The 14459-nt window shown below is 62.4% G+C and carries 14 protein-coding genes; 9 read left to right on the top strand and 5 right to left on the bottom strand.

Going from position 1 to position 14459, the window contains the following annotated elements:
* Window positions 1-78 precede the first annotated feature (78 nt).
* Window positions 79-309 (top strand): CopG family ribbon-helix-helix protein, encoded by a 231-nt coding sequence (locus FFM53_RS19625; protein WP_026159969.1) that lies wholly within the window; start codon window positions 79-81, stop codon window positions 307-309.
* Window positions 310-420: 111 nt separating this feature from the next.
* Here FFM53_RS19625 and FFM53_RS19620 read toward each other — a convergent pair whose 3' ends face one another.
* Entirely contained in the window at window positions 421-2277 is a 1857-nt protein-coding gene (locus FFM53_RS19620) for an ABC transporter ATP-binding protein (protein WP_138386918.1), read from the bottom strand.
* Between the two features lie 386 nt (window positions 2278-2663).
* Between FFM53_RS19620 and FFM53_RS19615 the strand changes: the two genes are divergently transcribed.
* Together FFM53_RS19615 and FFM53_RS19610 are read left to right on the top strand one after the other, a co-directional pair.
* The gene (locus FFM53_RS19615; RefSeq protein WP_029873279.1) at window positions 2664-3125 is read left to right on the top strand and encodes a tRNA (cytidine(34)-2'-O)-methyltransferase; all 462 of its coding nucleotides are present in this window, start codon (window positions 2664-2666) and stop codon (window positions 3123-3125) included.
* A gap of 216 nt (window positions 3126-3341) precedes the next feature.
* The gene (locus FFM53_RS19610) at window positions 3342-4988 is read left to right on the top strand and encodes a Na/Pi cotransporter family protein (protein WP_138386917.1); all 1647 of its coding nucleotides are present in this window, start codon (window positions 3342-3344) and stop codon (window positions 4986-4988) included.
* A 3-nt stretch (window positions 4989-4991) separates the two neighbouring features.
* Here FFM53_RS19610 and FFM53_RS19605 read toward each other — a convergent pair whose 3' ends face one another.
* Window positions 4992-5252: a hypothetical protein gene (locus FFM53_RS19605; RefSeq protein WP_003541775.1), complete on the bottom strand. Its 261-nt coding sequence runs from the start codon at window positions 5250-5252 to the stop codon at window positions 4992-4994.
* A gap of 175 nt (window positions 5253-5427) precedes the next feature.
* On the opposite strand from FFM53_RS19605, the gene hemF reads away from it, so the two are divergent.
* The 3 genes from hemF to FFM53_RS19590 all read left to right on the top strand — a co-directional run bounded on the left by hemF (window position 5428) and on the right by FFM53_RS19590 (window position 7012).
* On the top strand, window positions 5428-6339 hold the full coding sequence (hemF, locus tag FFM53_RS19600) for an oxygen-dependent coproporphyrinogen oxidase (protein ID WP_138386916.1): 912 nt from the start codon (window positions 5428-5430) through the stop codon (window positions 6337-6339).
* A gap of 103 nt (window positions 6340-6442) precedes the next feature.
* Entirely contained in the window at window positions 6443-6712 is a 270-nt protein-coding gene (locus tag FFM53_RS19595; RefSeq protein ID WP_018243056.1) for a hypothetical protein, read from the top strand.
* A gap of 114 nt (window positions 6713-6826) precedes the next feature.
* The gene (locus tag FFM53_RS19590) at window positions 6827-7012 is read left to right on the top strand and encodes a DUF1059 domain-containing protein (protein WP_003561358.1); all 186 of its coding nucleotides are present in this window, start codon (window positions 6827-6829) and stop codon (window positions 7010-7012) included.
* On the opposite strand, the gene FFM53_RS19585 is transcribed toward FFM53_RS19590, so the two are convergent.
* From FFM53_RS19585 to FFM53_RS19575, 3 genes are read right to left on the bottom strand one after another with little or no spacing between them, the layout of a single operon-like run.
* Window positions 7013-8278, bottom strand: coding sequence for a CCA tRNA nucleotidyltransferase (locus FFM53_RS19585; RefSeq protein WP_138386915.1), 1266 nt, complete (start codon window positions 8276-8278; stop codon window positions 7013-7015). It abuts the gene before it with no gap.
* On the bottom strand, window positions 8275-8925 hold the full coding sequence (locus FFM53_RS19580) for a CoA pyrophosphatase (RefSeq protein WP_138330378.1): 651 nt from the start codon (window positions 8923-8925) through the stop codon (window positions 8275-8277). Before FFM53_RS19580 ends, FFM53_RS19585 begins: the two co-directional genes overlap by 4 nt.
* Entirely contained in the window at window positions 8922-9545 is a 624-nt protein-coding gene (locus tag FFM53_RS19575) for a DUF1285 domain-containing protein (protein ID WP_138386914.1), read from the bottom strand. The genes FFM53_RS19580 and FFM53_RS19575 overlap by 4 nt, the downstream gene beginning before the upstream one ends.
* A 158-nt stretch (window positions 9546-9703) precedes the next feature.
* On the opposite strand from FFM53_RS19575, the gene FFM53_RS19570 reads away from it, so the two are divergent.
* Genes FFM53_RS19570 through FFM53_RS19560 form a run of 3 tightly spaced genes read left to right on the top strand, consistent with a single transcriptional unit; the run spans window position 9704 to window position 14458 of the window.
* Window positions 9704-10714, top strand: a complete 1011-nt coding sequence (locus FFM53_RS19570; protein WP_138386913.1) for an AAA family ATPase — start codon at window positions 9704-9706, stop codon at window positions 10712-10714.
* A 13-nt stretch (window positions 10715-10727) separates the two neighbouring features.
* The gene (locus FFM53_RS19565; RefSeq protein ID WP_138330375.1) at window positions 10728-11648 is read left to right on the top strand and encodes a DUF58 domain-containing protein; all 921 of its coding nucleotides are present in this window, start codon (window positions 10728-10730) and stop codon (window positions 11646-11648) included.
* Window positions 11645-14458: a DUF4159 domain-containing protein gene (locus tag FFM53_RS19560; RefSeq protein WP_138386912.1), complete on the top strand. Its 2814-nt coding sequence runs from the start codon at window positions 11645-11647 to the stop codon at window positions 14456-14458. Before FFM53_RS19565 ends, FFM53_RS19560 begins: the two co-directional genes overlap by 4 nt.
* The last annotated feature ends 1 nt before the right edge of the window (window position 14459 follow it).

Raw genomic sequence — 14459 nt, 5'->3', positions numbered from 1 at the left:
TCGGCGGCATACCCATTGAATGCCCCCGAACCGGTCACAATCTCACGTTACGATCGCGCTTTACCGGAGACCACTTCCATGGAAACGAAAATGCTCGATGTGCATATTCCGCTTCCGCTTGCAGAAAGGCTGGATGCCCTCGCATTCGCCCTGGGGTTGCCGCGCGACGAGATCGTCGCCGAGGCCATTGCCACCTGGATCGATCAGGAGGAGCACCGCCGCCTGGTCGCGCTGCGCACGATCGCCGCCGCCAACACCATGGTGGTCGTCGAGCATCACCGCGTGATCGATTGGGCCGACAGTCTTTGAACGGATAAGGGGCAAACGCAGTCAGGCCTTCAGCAACCGTCCGGCAAGCTTATAGCCATCCTAAGAATTAAAGAGGCCCTCTCCGCTTTCGCAGGGAGGGCCTCATTCATCTTATTCCGCAGCCTCTTCCGCTTCGTCGGCGTGATCGGAGAGGAAGCCGCCGGACTGGCGGTTCCAGAGGTCGGCATAGATACCGCCTGCTTCGATCAGTTCGCCGTGCGAGCCGGCCTCGATGATCCGGCCCTTGTCGAGCACGATCAGCCGGTCCATCTCCGTCAGCGTCGACAGCCGGTGGGCGATGGCGATCACCGTCTTGCCCTCCATCAAGGCGAAGAGGTTTTCCTGGATCGCCGCCTCGACTTCCGAATCGAGCGCCGAGGTCGCCTCGTCGAGCACCAGGATCGGCGCGTCCTTCAGGAAGACGCGGGCGATCGCGACGCGCTGCCGCTGGCCGCCTGACAGTTTGACGCCGCGTTCGCCGACCTGCGCGTCGAGCCCCGCGCGCCCCTGCATGTCGACGAGGCCTTCGATGAACTCCCAGGCATTGGCGCGTTTGGCGGCCTCGATCACCTCGTCGTCCGTTGCTTCGGGACGACCATAGGCGATGTTGTCGCGGATCGAGCGATGCAACAGCGAGGTGTCCTGCGTCACCACGCCGATCAGCGAACGCAGGCTTTCCTGCGAGACACCGGCGATATCCTGCCCGTCGATGGTGATGCGGCCGGCCTCCAGATCGTAAAAGCGCAGCAGCAGGTTCATCAGCGTCGTCTTGCCGGCGCCGGAACGGCCGACCAGACCGACCTTCTCGCCTGCCTTGATGTCGAGCGACAGGTTGTCGATGATGCCCTTGCTCTTGCCGTAGTGGAAGCGGATGCGGTCGTAGTGGATCGCGCCCTTCTTCGCCGTCAGGGTGGGTGCGCCCGGCTTGTCGACGATGTCGTGCTGTTTGCTCATCATCTCCATGCCGTCATAGACCGTGCCGATATTCTCGAACAGCGCCGAGACTTCCCACATGATCCATTGCGACATGCCGTTGACGCGCATGGCAAGACCGATAGCGATGGCGATGGCGCCGACCGAGATGGCCCCGTTCAGCCAGAACCAGATCGACAGGCCCGAGATGACGAAGAGCGCAACGCAGTTGTTCATGTAGACGAAGATGTGGAAGAGCGTCACCTTGCGCATCTGCTTGTGTACGGTCTGGAGGAACTCGTCCATGCCCTCCTTGGCATAGACCTCCTCGCGGCCCGCATGCGAAAACAGCTTGACCGTCGCGATATTCGTATAGCTGTCGACCACGCGGCCCGTCATCATCGAACGCGCATCCGCCTGCGCCGCCGCGATCTTGCGAAGCCGCGGCACGAAATAGGCGACGATGCTGATATAGACCGCGAGCCAGACGAGGATCGGGATCATCAGCCGCCAGTCCGCCGCCGCAATCACGATGATCATCGTCAGGAAGTAAGTGACAACATAGACGAAGACGTCGAGGATCTTCATCACCGTTTCGCGTACGGCAAGCGAGGTCTGCATCACCTTGGTGGCGACACGCCCGGCAAACTCGTTGGCGAAGAACGACATGCTGTGGCGCAGCAGGAAGCGGTGCATCTGCCAGCGTGCGATCATCGGATAATTGCCGAGCATCATCTGGTGCATGATGAGCGAATCGAGCCCGGCTACCACAGGCAGGCCGACCAGCACCAGTGCCGCCATCCAGAAAAGCTTGTGGCCTTCTCTCTCCAGGAATGTGGCGCGGTCGGCATTGGTCAGCCAGTCGACGATGTCGCCGAGGAACTGGAAGAGCGCCACTTCGCCGATAGCGATCAGCGCGGTCAGCACGGCCATCAGGCCGAGCCAGGGTGCAGCCGGCTTGCTGTAATGCCAGCAGAAGGCAAAGAGACCTTTCGGCGGGGCGACAGGGTCCTCGCTTGGAAAGGGATTGAGTCGCTGTTCGAACCAGCCAAACATGAAATTGCTCCGAAACGTCAGCGTTCCGGCTCCCGGCTTCGCGCCATCCCAGCGCTATGCAAGCACATATGGGAACCGAACGTTCAAGGGGCGAGGCTGAGACAGCCGCACAATGGATCAAAAAAGGAAATTCAGGGAAGAAACCCGCCCTATCGGCGGAAAATCGCACTGCTTGGCATCGTGGCCGGGAGGCGCACATACAGCAAAATATTCATTCTGGCGCTCCTTGCTGGCGATTGAAGATATGCACCGATAACGCGAAAACGAGGAATTTTCCAGCCCTGTTGTGCCAAAAATTTCATCTCTTCGGGTCAAAACGCGCCCTGTTGCGCCGAAATCACAGTTGCATTAGGCCTTGAGCGGCGAAAGCGGGAAAACGGCGCATTATGACTTCACTCAGACTGGCACTCTATCAGCCGGATATAGCAGGCAATACCGGCACCATCCTGCGTCTTGCCGCCTGCCTTGGCTTCGCGGTCGATCTGATCGAACCCGCTGGCTTCGACATCTCCGACCGCAACCTGAAACGGGCCGGCATGGACTATATCGCCGCCGCCGCCCTCACCCGCCATGTCAACTGGGACCGCTTCGAGGCGTGGCGTCTGAGCACCGGCCGCCGCCTGATCCTTGCCTCGACAAAGGCTGCGGAGCGCTACACCGATCTTGCTTTCCGCCCGGACGATGTCCTGCTCTTCGGTCGCGAAAGCGCCGGCGTGCCGGATCAGGTGCATGAAACAGCCGATGCGCGCGTGCTGATCCCGATGGTCGAAGGCCAGCGCTCGATCAACGTCGCCGTCTCGGCCGCGATGATCGTCGGCGAGGCGATGCGCCAAACCGTCTGGGCCTGACGGACACCGGCGCTGGCGGAGCAAAGCCGGCGGAATTGCCGATCCGCTCCAGAATATGTCGCAAAATAGCGTTGTCTATCTGTCAAACCGGCGTATATTTATTAGCCGGGCAATCAAAAACTCCGCATTGGCTTCCATGATTCCAACAAGTTGGAATGGCCATGTGAGAAAAACAGCACTTCTCCAGCTCTGTGAAAGAAGAATAAAAACAATAAAATGGACTCTACAATCATCATGATCAACCTGTTCGGCGCCGTGGCTCTGCTGCTGTTCGGCCTCGCACAGGTGAAGGATGGCGTGTCCAGGGCCTTCGGCGCCCGCCTGAGAACAGGTCTGGCGACCGGCACGCGCGGCAGCCTTCGTTCTTTCCTGTCGGGCCTCGTCGCAACCATCGCGCTGCAGAGCTCCACGGCAACGGCGCTGATGACGGCCTCCTTCGTCGAGCGTGACCTGATCAAGCCGCGCATGGCGCAGATTGTCCTGCTCGGCGCCAATGTCGGCACCGCGATCACCGCCTGGATCGTGGCAACGGGCATCGAATGGCTCTCTCCGCTTCTGATCCTTGCCGGCATCGTGCTTTGCCGCGGCCGTTCCAGCGCCAGCCAGGGCGGCGGCACAGCGCTGATCGGCATCGGGCTGATGCTGTTGTCGCTGCACCTCCTTGGCCTTGCGACGGAACCGATGCGCGCCTCTCCCGCCCTTGCCGCCTTCATCGGCCTGCTGGACGGCGCCCTGCCCGTGGCGATGATCGTCTCGGCAGCACTTGCCTTCGCGTCCTCGTCGAGCCTTGCGGTGGTGGTGCTCATCCTGTCGCTCGCCTCGGCCGGCATGGTCTCCGCCGAACTTGTCATTGTGCTCGTGCTCGGCGCCAATCTCGGCGGCGCAATACCGCCTGTCGTCGCGACATTGTCCGGGCCGGCTTCGGCTCGGCGCGTCACCCTCGGCAATCTCGCCGTCCGGACGCTCGGCTGCCTCATCGCCCTGCCGCTGGCGGGATATGGCGCGGAACTCATCCAAATGCTGCCCTTCGGTCCTGCCAAGCTGCCGGTCGATGCGCATCTTGCCTTCAACCTTCTGCTGGCGGCGCTGGCCTGGCCATTCTCCCGGCCGCTCGCCGCCCTGATGGCCCGGCTGGTGCCGGATCAGGCCGAGCCCGACAGCGCCCCGAAATATCTGGATGCGCAGGAGCTTTCAACGCCGGTCGTGGCCCTTGCCAGCGCCACCCGCGAAGTGCTCGGCGTCGGCGACCTGATCGAGCGCATGCTGATCCGGGTGTCCGAAGCCTTCGAGCGTAACGACGCATCGAAGCTTGCCGAGATATCCGCCCTCGAAGAGCGCGTCGACCGGCTGCAGCAGGCGGTGAAGGTCTATCTCTCGAAGCTCGGCCGCGAGGGTCTCAGCGACGAGAACGCTCGCCGCTCGATCGTCGTCATCGATTATGCGATCAACCTCGAACATATGGGCGATATCATCGAGAAGGGCTTGCTGGAGCAGGTGGCGAAGAAGATCTCCCTTGGCCTGAAATTTTCCGAGGATGGTCATCAGGAACTACGCAAGCTGTTCGACCTGACCATCGACAATCTGCGCGTCGCCCAGACGATCTTCGTCACCCGCGATTTCAATCTGGCGCGCCAGATGATGGAGGTGAAGGTCGAGGTGCGCCGGATGGAGAAACAGTCTGCCGAGCGCCACCTCGAACGCCTGCGTGACGGACGCGCCGACAGCCTGCAGACGAGTTCGCTGCATCTCGACATGCTGCGCGACCTGAAGCGCATCAACGCCCACATCGTTTCCGTGGCACATCCGATCATGGATGAAAGCGGCCTGCTGATCGAAAGCCGCGTGCGCGCCACTGCGAAGTGACGGTCAATCGGCCGAAGGCAGGCGGCGCATGGTGAATTCGATCTGATCGCCGTCGAGCTGGCGCCAGCTTTCCACCTCGGTCCAGTAGGCGGCTTTCGGATATTCGTCGAACCATTCACGCGCCTTGGCCCGTGCGTCCATGAGGCCGAGGCAATATGTCTCACGCACGAAATGGTCTTTCTTGCTCGGGGGATTTTCCGCCCGATGTCTCGCTATCCTGCGCTTCAGGCCGTCGAAGGACGGAGGCCCTGGAACTTTCTTCATCAAACCTACCTCCTCGGAAAAGGTAGTATCGAAATTCTCGATTTGCGAGTCGAATCTTGGAAGCGCCGGGTGCTTGCCTCGGCTTGGCGGGATGCAGCATCAACTGCTAATCATGGCGTGCAATCAAGAATGAGCGAGTCGCCTCTAAAGGAGATGTCGACCGTTGGAGGCGTAAATGGAAAGACCGGAACTGCCGATCGGCTTGCCTGACGATATCGAAGAGAAGAAGGCTGCCGCCCGCAATTGGTTCGAGGGATTGCGCGATACGATCTGCGCCTCCTTCGAAGCCATCGAGGATGAGTTGGAAGGACCGCTGTCCGACCAGGAGCCCGGCCGCTTCGTCGCCAAGGACTGGTCACGCGAAAACGGCGCCGGCGGCGGTGGCCGGATGTCGATGATGGAAGGCCGCGTCTTCGAAAAGGTCGGCGTCCATACCTCCACTGTCTACGGCGAATTCGCCCCGGATTTCCGCGCCCAGATACCCGGCGCCAAGGACGATCCGCGTTTTTGGGCCTCGGGCATCTCGCTGATCGCCCATCCCGTCAACCCCAACGTTCCGGCCGTGCACATGAACACTCGCATGGTCGTCACCACCAGCCGCTGGTTCGGCGGCGGCGCCGACCTGACGCCGGTGCTGTCGCGCCGCCGCACTCAGGAGGACGAAGACAGCCAGCTCTTCCACAAGGCCATGGAGATCGCCTGCCGCAATCATGCCGTCGCCGATTACGATGCGTACAAGGCCTGGTGCGACGAATATTTCTTCCTGAAACACCGCAACGAGGCCCGCGGCATCGGCGGCATCTTCTATGACTGGCTGCATTCAAGCGAGGAAGCCGGCGGCTGGGACGCCGATTTCGCTTTCACACGTGATGTCGGCCGGGCTTTCGCCATGGTCTATCCAAAAATCGTCCGCTCCAACTTCAATAAATTGTGGACAGAGGCCGATCGCGACGAACAATTGATCCGCCGAGGCCGCTACGTCGAATTTAATCTGCTGTATGATCGCGGCACGATCTTCGGCCTGAAGACCGGCGGCAACGTTGAATCCATTCTCTCTTCGTTGCCCCCCGTCGTCCGCTGGCCATGAAACTGTGATATCTCATCGATAAATTCGAGGTGATAGACCTTCACGAAAACTCAGTGCGTCCTAACTTTATATGTATGTGCGTAACAATCGGAGGAGGATTGTCATGACGATACAAAGTGGCTCGCCAGCGTCCACGGATGTCCAGGAAACATCCCGCACGATCGACACATCCGAGTTTCTGACGCGCATCGCCGAGAAACTGCGGACCAAGAGCGGCTCGGATCTGCCGCTGTCCTGCTTCATCGAGCAGGTCAAGCTGCAACTGGCTGGCGGGAAGTCGCCGGAACAGCTGCAGAACGAAGCAGCGGCCGCCAACAGCAACATGCCCGGTCAGCTTTCGGATACCTACAAAGCCTGGGCGATGCCCGACTGATACGGCCTTTACTGGCCGGCATGTCGATGCCGGCCGGAACCTTCCCTCCCCCCGCACATTCTTAAATCGCGTAAGATCGCGATCGTCGTTGTGTTTCGAACAGAGGAGAAGACCATGCGACTTTTCGAATGCGGCACTCTCGTTCCGGGCTGCGCCTGGCATACACGAGCGGATAGTGACGCCGAGGTGGTCCGCCGTGCCGTCGAGCACCTGAAAGATGCTCACGGCGAAACCACGATCCGCGAGAACATGGTGGATAATATCAAGGCTCGCATCCGTGACGAAGCGACCGCCGCCTGATTATTGCACGCGTTCCTGCAGCCGGGCGAGCAGCGCCGCCCGGTCGGAAGCAAAGTTTTCCTCCACCCATTGGTTTTCCAGGCCGGCAAGCAGCTCGCCGACGCGCGGGCCGGACGCGATTCCTGCCGAAATCACGTCGCCGCCGTTCAGCGGAAACTGTGGCTTCTTCCAGTGCATTGCCCTGTCCAGCAGCTTGATAAGCCGCGCCGACCGCGCCATTTCATCGAAATCGCTTTCAGCCTTGCCGCGCGCAACCGCAAGCGCCAGCTTCAGCCGTGTCGAGATGCCGTCGGTGCTGTTGCGGTAAAGCAGCCGTTCGAAGGCGGCCGACGACATCTCGTCATTAACAGGCGCTGCCATTGCCCAGGCCTTGAGAGTGGCCGCTTCCGCATTCGAGAGCTTGAGCCGGGCTGCGAGCGCCTCCATGCGCGCCGCATCGGGCGGCACGATCGCCGCAAGGCGCAGCAAAGGATCGGGCGTCCAGCCGAGCGCCTTTTCGGTGGCGATCAGCGAAGGGATCGCATCGATCCCCCATCGTTCCGATTCCGGCAGGATTTCCGTCAGCACTGCCACCTGCCGCATCCAGAGCAGCGCCCGGCCAGGATCGGCAGCACCTAGCAACTTTCGCAGTTCAGACCAGACGCGTTCTGCCGAAAGCGTCGTCAGTTTCGAACGCGCGACGGAACACGCCTTCAGCCCCTCGGCATCCGGCCGCCCGGAACCGTAATAGGCAAAGAAGCGGAAGAAGCGCAGGATACGCAAATGATCCTCGGCAATACGCCTTGCGGCATCACCGATGAAGCGGATGTTGCGCGTCTCGATGTCGGCAAGCCCGCCAACGAGATCCACCACCTCGCCCTTTGCATCGGCATAGAGCGCGTTGATCGTCAAATCCCGCCGTTCGGCATCTGCCTTCCAGTCCGTGCTGAAGGCAACCTTGGCATGGCGTCCGTCGGTCTCGACGTCGGTGCGAAGGGTCGTCACCTCGAAGGGCTTGCCGTCGATGACGAGCGTCACCGTGCCGTGCTCCAGGCCGGTTGGGACTGCCTTGATGCCGGCCGCCGCCGCCCGCTCCATCACCGCCTCCGGTCTGAGTGTCGTGGCGATGTCGACATCATTGACCGGCAGGCCCATCAGGCTGTTGCGCACCGCTCCGCCAACCACCCGAGCTTCCCCGCCATCGGCCCCACCATCGGCGTTGAGAAGCGCTAAGATCCGGCCAAGGGCCGGGTCGCGGAACCATGCTTGGTCGGCGATGCCGGTCATGCATAAAGCCTTTCGTAAAGCGTGCGGACGATGCCGGCGGTGATGCCCCAGATCATTCTGGTTTCATAGGGCACGCGGTAGAAATGCCGGTCGATGCCGTCGATGACACGTCTGTCGCGGGTGTGATTGGCAGGATCCATCAGGAAGGAAAGCGGCACCTCGAACACGTCGGCCACCTCGGTCGGGTTCAGCGTCAGCGCAAAGCCCGGGGAGACGACGCCGAGCACCGGCGTAATGCGGAAGCCCGTCGAGGCAAGGTAATTCGGCAGCCGCCCGACGGTTTCGACGAAGGAACCAGCCAGGCCGATCTCCTCCTCCGTTTCTCGGATCGCCGCCATTTCGGGCGAGATATCGGCGGGATCGATCGAGCCGCCGGGAAAGGCGATCTGCCCGGAATGTTTGCGCAGCGTCGCCGTGCGCTTGGTGAAGATCACATGCGCTTCATCGCCGTCATCGACGACGGGCACGAGCACGGCGGCGTCGCGCAGCTTGAAAGTCTCGACCTCGGCGACGATATCGGGGTTGAGGATATGGTCTCCATGATCGCGCCAGGCATGATCGACCGGCCCGCCATTCTGGTTGAGCGCGCGGCGGCGGAATTCGGCTGCGGAAAACAGCGGATAACGTTGGGTAATCGCATCATTCATCGAGAAAGCGCATCCAGTTCATCGGCCGGCATCATCGCAAAGACCTCTCCGGCGGAGCGGACGGCGAACATCGCCTGTCCCTCGACCTCGAGCGTCTCGCCGAACGCCACCAGTTCATACATCACCGCACGCGACACCAGCGCCTCCAACCGCCCCCGCACATGCAGATAGGGTTTCAATTCGGCATTCTCGCCCGCAATGGCAAAGCGCAGCCGATGCTCTCCTCCCGCCTCCACGACATCGCCAACATTGGTGCGGAAGGTCAGCACCTGCTGGCCTTGCCCCTCCGTGGCGCTCATCTCCACGGCGATGAAAGGCGCGTCGACGACCCTTATACCGACCTTTTCCACAGGTGTTACGAGATAGGTCTTCTGGTCGTCATCTTTTCTTAAAACCGTTGAGAACAGCCGCACCAGCGCCGGTCGGCCGATCGGCGTGCCCATGTAGAACCAGGTACCATCAGCCCGGATTTCCATGTCGATATCGCCGCAGAAAGGCGGATTCCACCGCTCGACCGGCGGCAAACCGCGTTTTTTCTCGCCATTTTCCTGAGACGCGCGCGAAATCAGTGCGGCAAGTCCCGCCGCATCCGCCTGTCCGCTGATTTCCTCGGCTGCCATTCTTCCGTCCCGGTTTGTCCTTAACGAAGTAAAGTCACGAGATAGTCATTCGCAACGAACTTGTCAGCCCGTCACATCTCCATAACTCTATCGGGTATGAGGCACATGTATAAGTCCGCCGATTCGCTGCCGAATGATTTCAGCCGTTGGAGATACGCATGGGTATGATGAAGACCGAAGCCAGCCTCGATGACAAGGCGATCGTCGCCGCCGCCGAAATGGCGCTCTCCGATATCGCCGCCATTCGCGGGGAAGTCTCGAAAGTGATCTTCGGTCAGGAAAGCGTCGTCGAGAACACCATTCTCGCTGTGCTGTCCGGTGGTCATGCCCTGCTCGTCGGCGTTCCCGGCCTTGCCAAGACCAGACTGGTGACGACGCTCGGCGAGGTGCTCGGCCTTGCCGCCAACCGCATCCAGTTCACGCCGGATCTGATGCCCTCGGATATTCTCGGCTCCGAGGTTATGGACCAGGACGACAGTGGACGCCGCTCCTTCCGTTTCGTCAAGGGCCCTGTCTTTGCCCAACTCCTGATGGCCGACGAGATCAACCGCGCCTCGCCGCGTACCCAGTCGGCCCTTCTGCAATCCATGCAGGAATATCACATCACGATCGCCGGCCAGCGCTATGACCTGCCGGCGCCCTTCCATGTGCTCGCCACCCAGAACCCGCTCGAGCAGGAAGGCACCTATCCTCTACCCGAAGCCCAGCTCGACCGCTTCCTGCTGCAGGTCGACGTCCACTACCCCGAACTCGCCGCCGAGCGCCAGATCCTGCTCGAGACGACGGGCCTGGGCCAAACCCGGCCGGAAGCCATCATCGATGCCCAGCGGCTGATCGAGATCCAGACCCTGGTGCGCCAGATGCCGGTGAGCGACACGGTCGTTGATGCCATCCTGGCGCTCGTGCGTTCCGCCCGCCCGGGACAGGGCAATGCCTCGACCGACAAGAACGTCGCCTGGGGTCCAGGCCCGCGCGCCGGCCAGGCTATGATGCTCTGCGCGCGTGCCCGCGCACTCTACGAAGGCCGTCTCGCACCGTCTCTGGACGATATCTTCGCGCTCGCCGAACCCATTCTCCAGCACCGCATGGCGCTGACTTTCGCCGCCCGCGCCGAAGGCATGTCGGTGCGTGACGTCATCGCCGGACTGGTCAAGCAGGCAAAGGGATAAGGAAGCCGGACGCGTGGCATCTATCGGACAGATCGTCAACCCGACGTCAGGCAGCGATGCCCTTTCCCGCGCCAGGCAGCGGGCAGCCCTAGTGCCGGACTGCCTGGTGGAAGCCAAGCGCATCGCCAACACGGTGATCGCCGGCTGGCATGGCCGCCGCAAGCGCGGCATCGGCGAGAATTTCTGGCAGTTCCGACCCTATGCCGAGGGCGAGAGCCTGTCGCGCATCGATTGGCGCCGCTCCGCCCGCGACGATCATACCTACGTGCGCGAGCGCGAATGGGAGGCTGCGCACACGATCTGGCTCTGGTGCGACATGTCGCCCTCGATGATGTACAAGTCGAGCTATGGCAACGTCTCCAAGGAAAGCCGCGCGCTGGTCATCATGCTGGCGCTTGCCGAAATCCTCGCCCGCTCCGGCGAGCGCATCGGCTGCCCCGGCATCATGGAACCCGCTTCCGCCCGTAACGCCGCCGAACGCCTCGCATCCGCTCTCATGCACACGCCGCTGACCGGCGGCCTGCCGGAAACGGCGATGATCCGCGGCTGGAGCGACCTCGTCCTTATCGGCGATTTCCTCGACGATGCGCCGGCAATCATGGAACGGCTCGGCCCGCTTGCCCGCCGCGGCCTGCGCGGCCACGTGGTCGAGATATCAGATCCCGCCGAGGAGATATTCCCCTATAGCGGCCGCACCGAATTCACCGATCCGGAGAGCGGCGCCAAGCTTATCTCCGGCCGCGCCGAACATATCCGCGAGGCCTATCGCAACGCCTACCTCGCCCGCAGGGACAGCCTCGGCCAGTCGCTGCGCCATCTCGGCTGGACCTTCGCGAGCCACCGCACCGATCACCTTGCGTCGGAGGCGCTGGTCGCGGTGCACATGTATCTGTCAGGCATGCCGGCCAAGGCTACGCATGGAGGGCAGCTATGAACGCCCTTCCCTTCGCTTTCGCCTATCCCGCCATTCTCGGCGCGCTCGTTGCCTTGCCGGTCATCTGGTGGCTGCTGCGGCTGACGCCGCCACGTCCGAAGACCGAAGTCTTCCCGCCGCTGAAAATCCTCGCCTCCGTGCTGAAGCGCGAGGAGACGCCGGCGCAAAGCCCGTGGTGGCTGACGCTGCTGCGCATGCTGCTTGCCGCCGCCATCATCCTTGCGATCGCCGATCCGGTTTTCAATCCACGCACCAGTTCGCTCGCATCAGGTGGCCCGCTCGTCCTCTTCGTCGACAATAGCTGGGCGGCGGCACCCGACTGGGAGCGCCGCATCCAGACCGCCGACGCATTGATAGACGACGCCGAATCCGCCGGCACGCCTGTGTCGATCGCCTTCACCGCCGATCCGACCAACGACGCCGTGCCCGGCACCGCCGCTGCCGCCCGCGACAAACTGCGCGCCGCCGAGCCACGACCGCTGGTGCCGGACCGCGAACGCGCCTTCCAGGCGCTGCGCGCCGCCCTGAACGGCATCAAGCCCGGCACCCTCGCCTTCCTGACCGACGGCGCCGCCGCCAAGCCTGACGACGCGACGGTGCGCAGGCTCGCCGAACTCCAGCCCACCGATCTGCGCCTGATCGAGGGCGATGCCGCAAGGACGGTCGCGATCACGGCGGCCAACAATGCGGCGGATGCCATGACCGTCAAGGTCACGCGGCTCAACAGTTCGCAGGCGGCATCGGTAGCGCTGAACGCCGTCGATACCCAGGGACGCTCGATCGCCAATGGCAGGGCGGATTTCCGCCCCGGCCAGAGCGTCGCGACGAGTTCGATCACCGCCCCCTTCGAGATGCGCAACGATTTCGCGCGCGTCAGCGTCGACAATGGCGCGACGGCAGGCGCCGTCCACCTTCTCGACGACGCATTCAAGCGCCGCCGCGTCGTCTTGCTGTCAGGTGAAGGGGGGGACGAGTTCCAGCCGCTGCTCTCGCCGCTCTATTATATCCAGCGGGCGCTGCAACCCTATGCGGATCTGATCCAACCTGCCGATTCCGATCTTTCGGTCGCAATACCAAAACTTCTCACCAGCAATCCCTCCATCATCATCATGGCCGATATCGGCCGGCTGCCGGAGGAGACCTACGAGCCTTTGACGCGCTGGATATCGAATGGCGGCATGCTCCTGCGTTTTGCCGGCCCGCGCATGGCGGCAGCCCCTGCGGACGATCCGCTGATCCCTGTCATCCTGCGGCAGGGAGAACGGGCGCTGGGCGGCACCTTGTCCTGGAGCGAGCCGCAGTCGCTTGCCGAATTTCCGAGTTTCGGGCCTTTCGCCGGCATAGCGCGTCCCTCCGATGTCGTCGTCAAGCGGCAGGTGCTTGCCGAACCGACGCCCGATCTTGCCGAACGCACCTGGGCAAGCCTGGCTGACGGCACGCCGCTCGTGACGATGAAGCAGCTCGCCTCCGGTCAGATCGTCCTGTTTCACGTCACCGCGGAAGCGACATGGTCCGATCTGCCGATCTCCGGCACTTTCGTCGACATGCTGCGCCACCTCCTGCAGATATCGCGCTCGGGCGGCGTGACACCGGAGGCGCGTGGCAATGCGCGTGTCTCCGAAACCCTGCCGCCATTCCGCATGCTGACGGCCAAGGGCACGCTCGTCTCCGAGACAGGATCGGCGCGGCCGCTCATTCCACAGGCCGGAGTCGAACCGACGGCGAATTTCGACAACCCTCCTGGGCTCTACGGTTCGGAGGATGGTTTCACCTCCCTGAACGTGCTGCCCGAGAACGCCGAACTGAAGCCGATCGACACAACAGGGACCAATGCCGTGCGCGAAGGCCTGATCGGCGGCGAAAGCTGGTCGGCAAAACCCGCACTCTTTCTCGCAGCCTTCCTGCTGCTCTTGGCCGATAGCCTGATCGTCCTCTTCATGAATGGCGCATTCTCGCGATTGCGCCCGGCTGTCCGCACCGCCGCGATGATCGCGATCACCGTCTGCGCCGGCTTTCTCATCCAACCCGGCACGCTTCACGCCGACGACTCCCAGCCCGGCGACGACCTCATCCTGCAGAGGCTTGATAACACCCACCTCGCCTATGTCGTCACCGGCGAACAGGACGTGGACAATATATCCGAGCGCGGTCTCGAGGGACTGACCCAGTTCCTGACTTTTCGCACGACACTGGAACCAGCGCCGCCCGTCGGCATCGACCTCACCAAAGACGAGCTCTCCTTTTATCCGATCATCTACTGGCCGGTTTCGGCAACGGCGCCGATGCCATCGTCGGCGGCGATCAGCCGTATCGATGCCTATATGCGCAATGGCGGCACCGTGCTTTTCGATACGCGCGATCAGATCAGCGCATTGGACAATGGCGGCAATGTCAGCGCCAACGGTGAGAGGCTGCAGGCAATCCTCGCCAATCTCGACATCCCGGCGCTCGAGCCGGTACCATCGGATCACGTGCTGACGAAATCCTTCTATCTCCTGTCGAGCTTTCCCGGTCGCTATGCCGGCAGCCCTCTCTGGATCGAGGCCCGGCAAGGCGGTCAGGGGCCGAGCGAAAAATCGGCGGCGACGGCCGACGGCGTTTCGCCGATCCTGATCACCGGCAATGATTTCGCCGGCGCCTGGGCGATCGACGAGAACGGCGTACCGATACTGCCGACCGTGCCGTCGGATGAAACGCAGCGCGAATATGCCTACCGTTCCGGCGTCAACATCATGATGTACATGCTGACCGGCAACTACAAGACCGACCAGGTCCATGTTCCCGACCTCCTCGAACGGTTAGGACAATGAG

The sequence above is a fragment of the Rhizobium indicum genome (assembly GCF_005862305.2).
Classification (GTDB): Bacteria; Pseudomonadota; Alphaproteobacteria; order Rhizobiales; family Rhizobiaceae; genus Rhizobium; species Rhizobium indicum.
Note: the sequence above shows the minus strand (reverse complement) of the source record. Positions and strands in the feature narration are given on the sequence as shown.

Bases quoted from the DNA above. Each gene is read 5' to 3' on its own strand.
- FFM53_RS19590 (WP_003561358.1), top strand. From the start codon at position 6,827: ATGCGACTTTTCGAATGCGGCACTCTCGTTCCGGGCTGCGCCTGGCAT.
- hemF (WP_138386916.1), top strand. From the start codon at position 5,428: ATGGAAAGACCGGAACTGCCGATCGGCTTGCCTGACGATATCGAAGAG.
- FFM53_RS19575 (WP_138386914.1), bottom strand. From the start codon at position 9,545: ATGGCAGCCGAGGAAATCAGCGGACAGGCGGATGCGGCGGGACTTGCC.
- FFM53_RS19595 (WP_018243056.1), top strand. From the start codon at position 6,443: ATGACGATACAAAGTGGCTCGCCAGCGTCCACGGATGTCCAGGAAACA.
- FFM53_RS19570 (WP_138386913.1), top strand. From the start codon at position 9,704: ATGGGTATGATGAAGACCGAAGCCAGCCTCGATGACAAGGCGATCGTC.
- FFM53_RS19620 (WP_138386918.1), bottom strand. From the start codon at position 2,277: ATGTTTGGCTGGTTCGAACAGCGACTCAATCCCTTTCCAAGCGAGGAC.
- FFM53_RS19625 (WP_026159969.1), top strand. From the start codon at position 79: ATGGAAACGAAAATGCTCGATGTGCATATTCCGCTTCCGCTTGCAGAA.
- FFM53_RS19560 (WP_138386912.1), top strand. From the start codon at position 11,645: ATGAACGCCCTTCCCTTCGCTTTCGCCTATCCCGCCATTCTCGGCGCG.
- FFM53_RS19615 (WP_029873279.1), top strand. From the start codon at position 2,664: ATGACTTCACTCAGACTGGCACTCTATCAGCCGGATATAGCAGGCAAT.
- FFM53_RS19580 (WP_138330378.1), bottom strand. From the start codon at position 8,925: ATGAATGATGCGATTACCCAACGTTATCCGCTGTTTTCCGCAGCCGAA.
- FFM53_RS19585 (WP_138386915.1), bottom strand. From the start codon at position 8,278: ATGACCGGCATCGCCGACCAAGCATGGTTCCGCGACCCGGCCCTTGGC.
- FFM53_RS19610 (WP_138386917.1), top strand. From the start codon at position 3,342: ATGGACTCTACAATCATCATGATCAACCTGTTCGGCGCCGTGGCTCTG.
- FFM53_RS19605 (WP_003541775.1), bottom strand. From the start codon at position 5,252: ATGAAGAAAGTTCCAGGGCCTCCGTCCTTCGACGGCCTGAAGCGCAGG.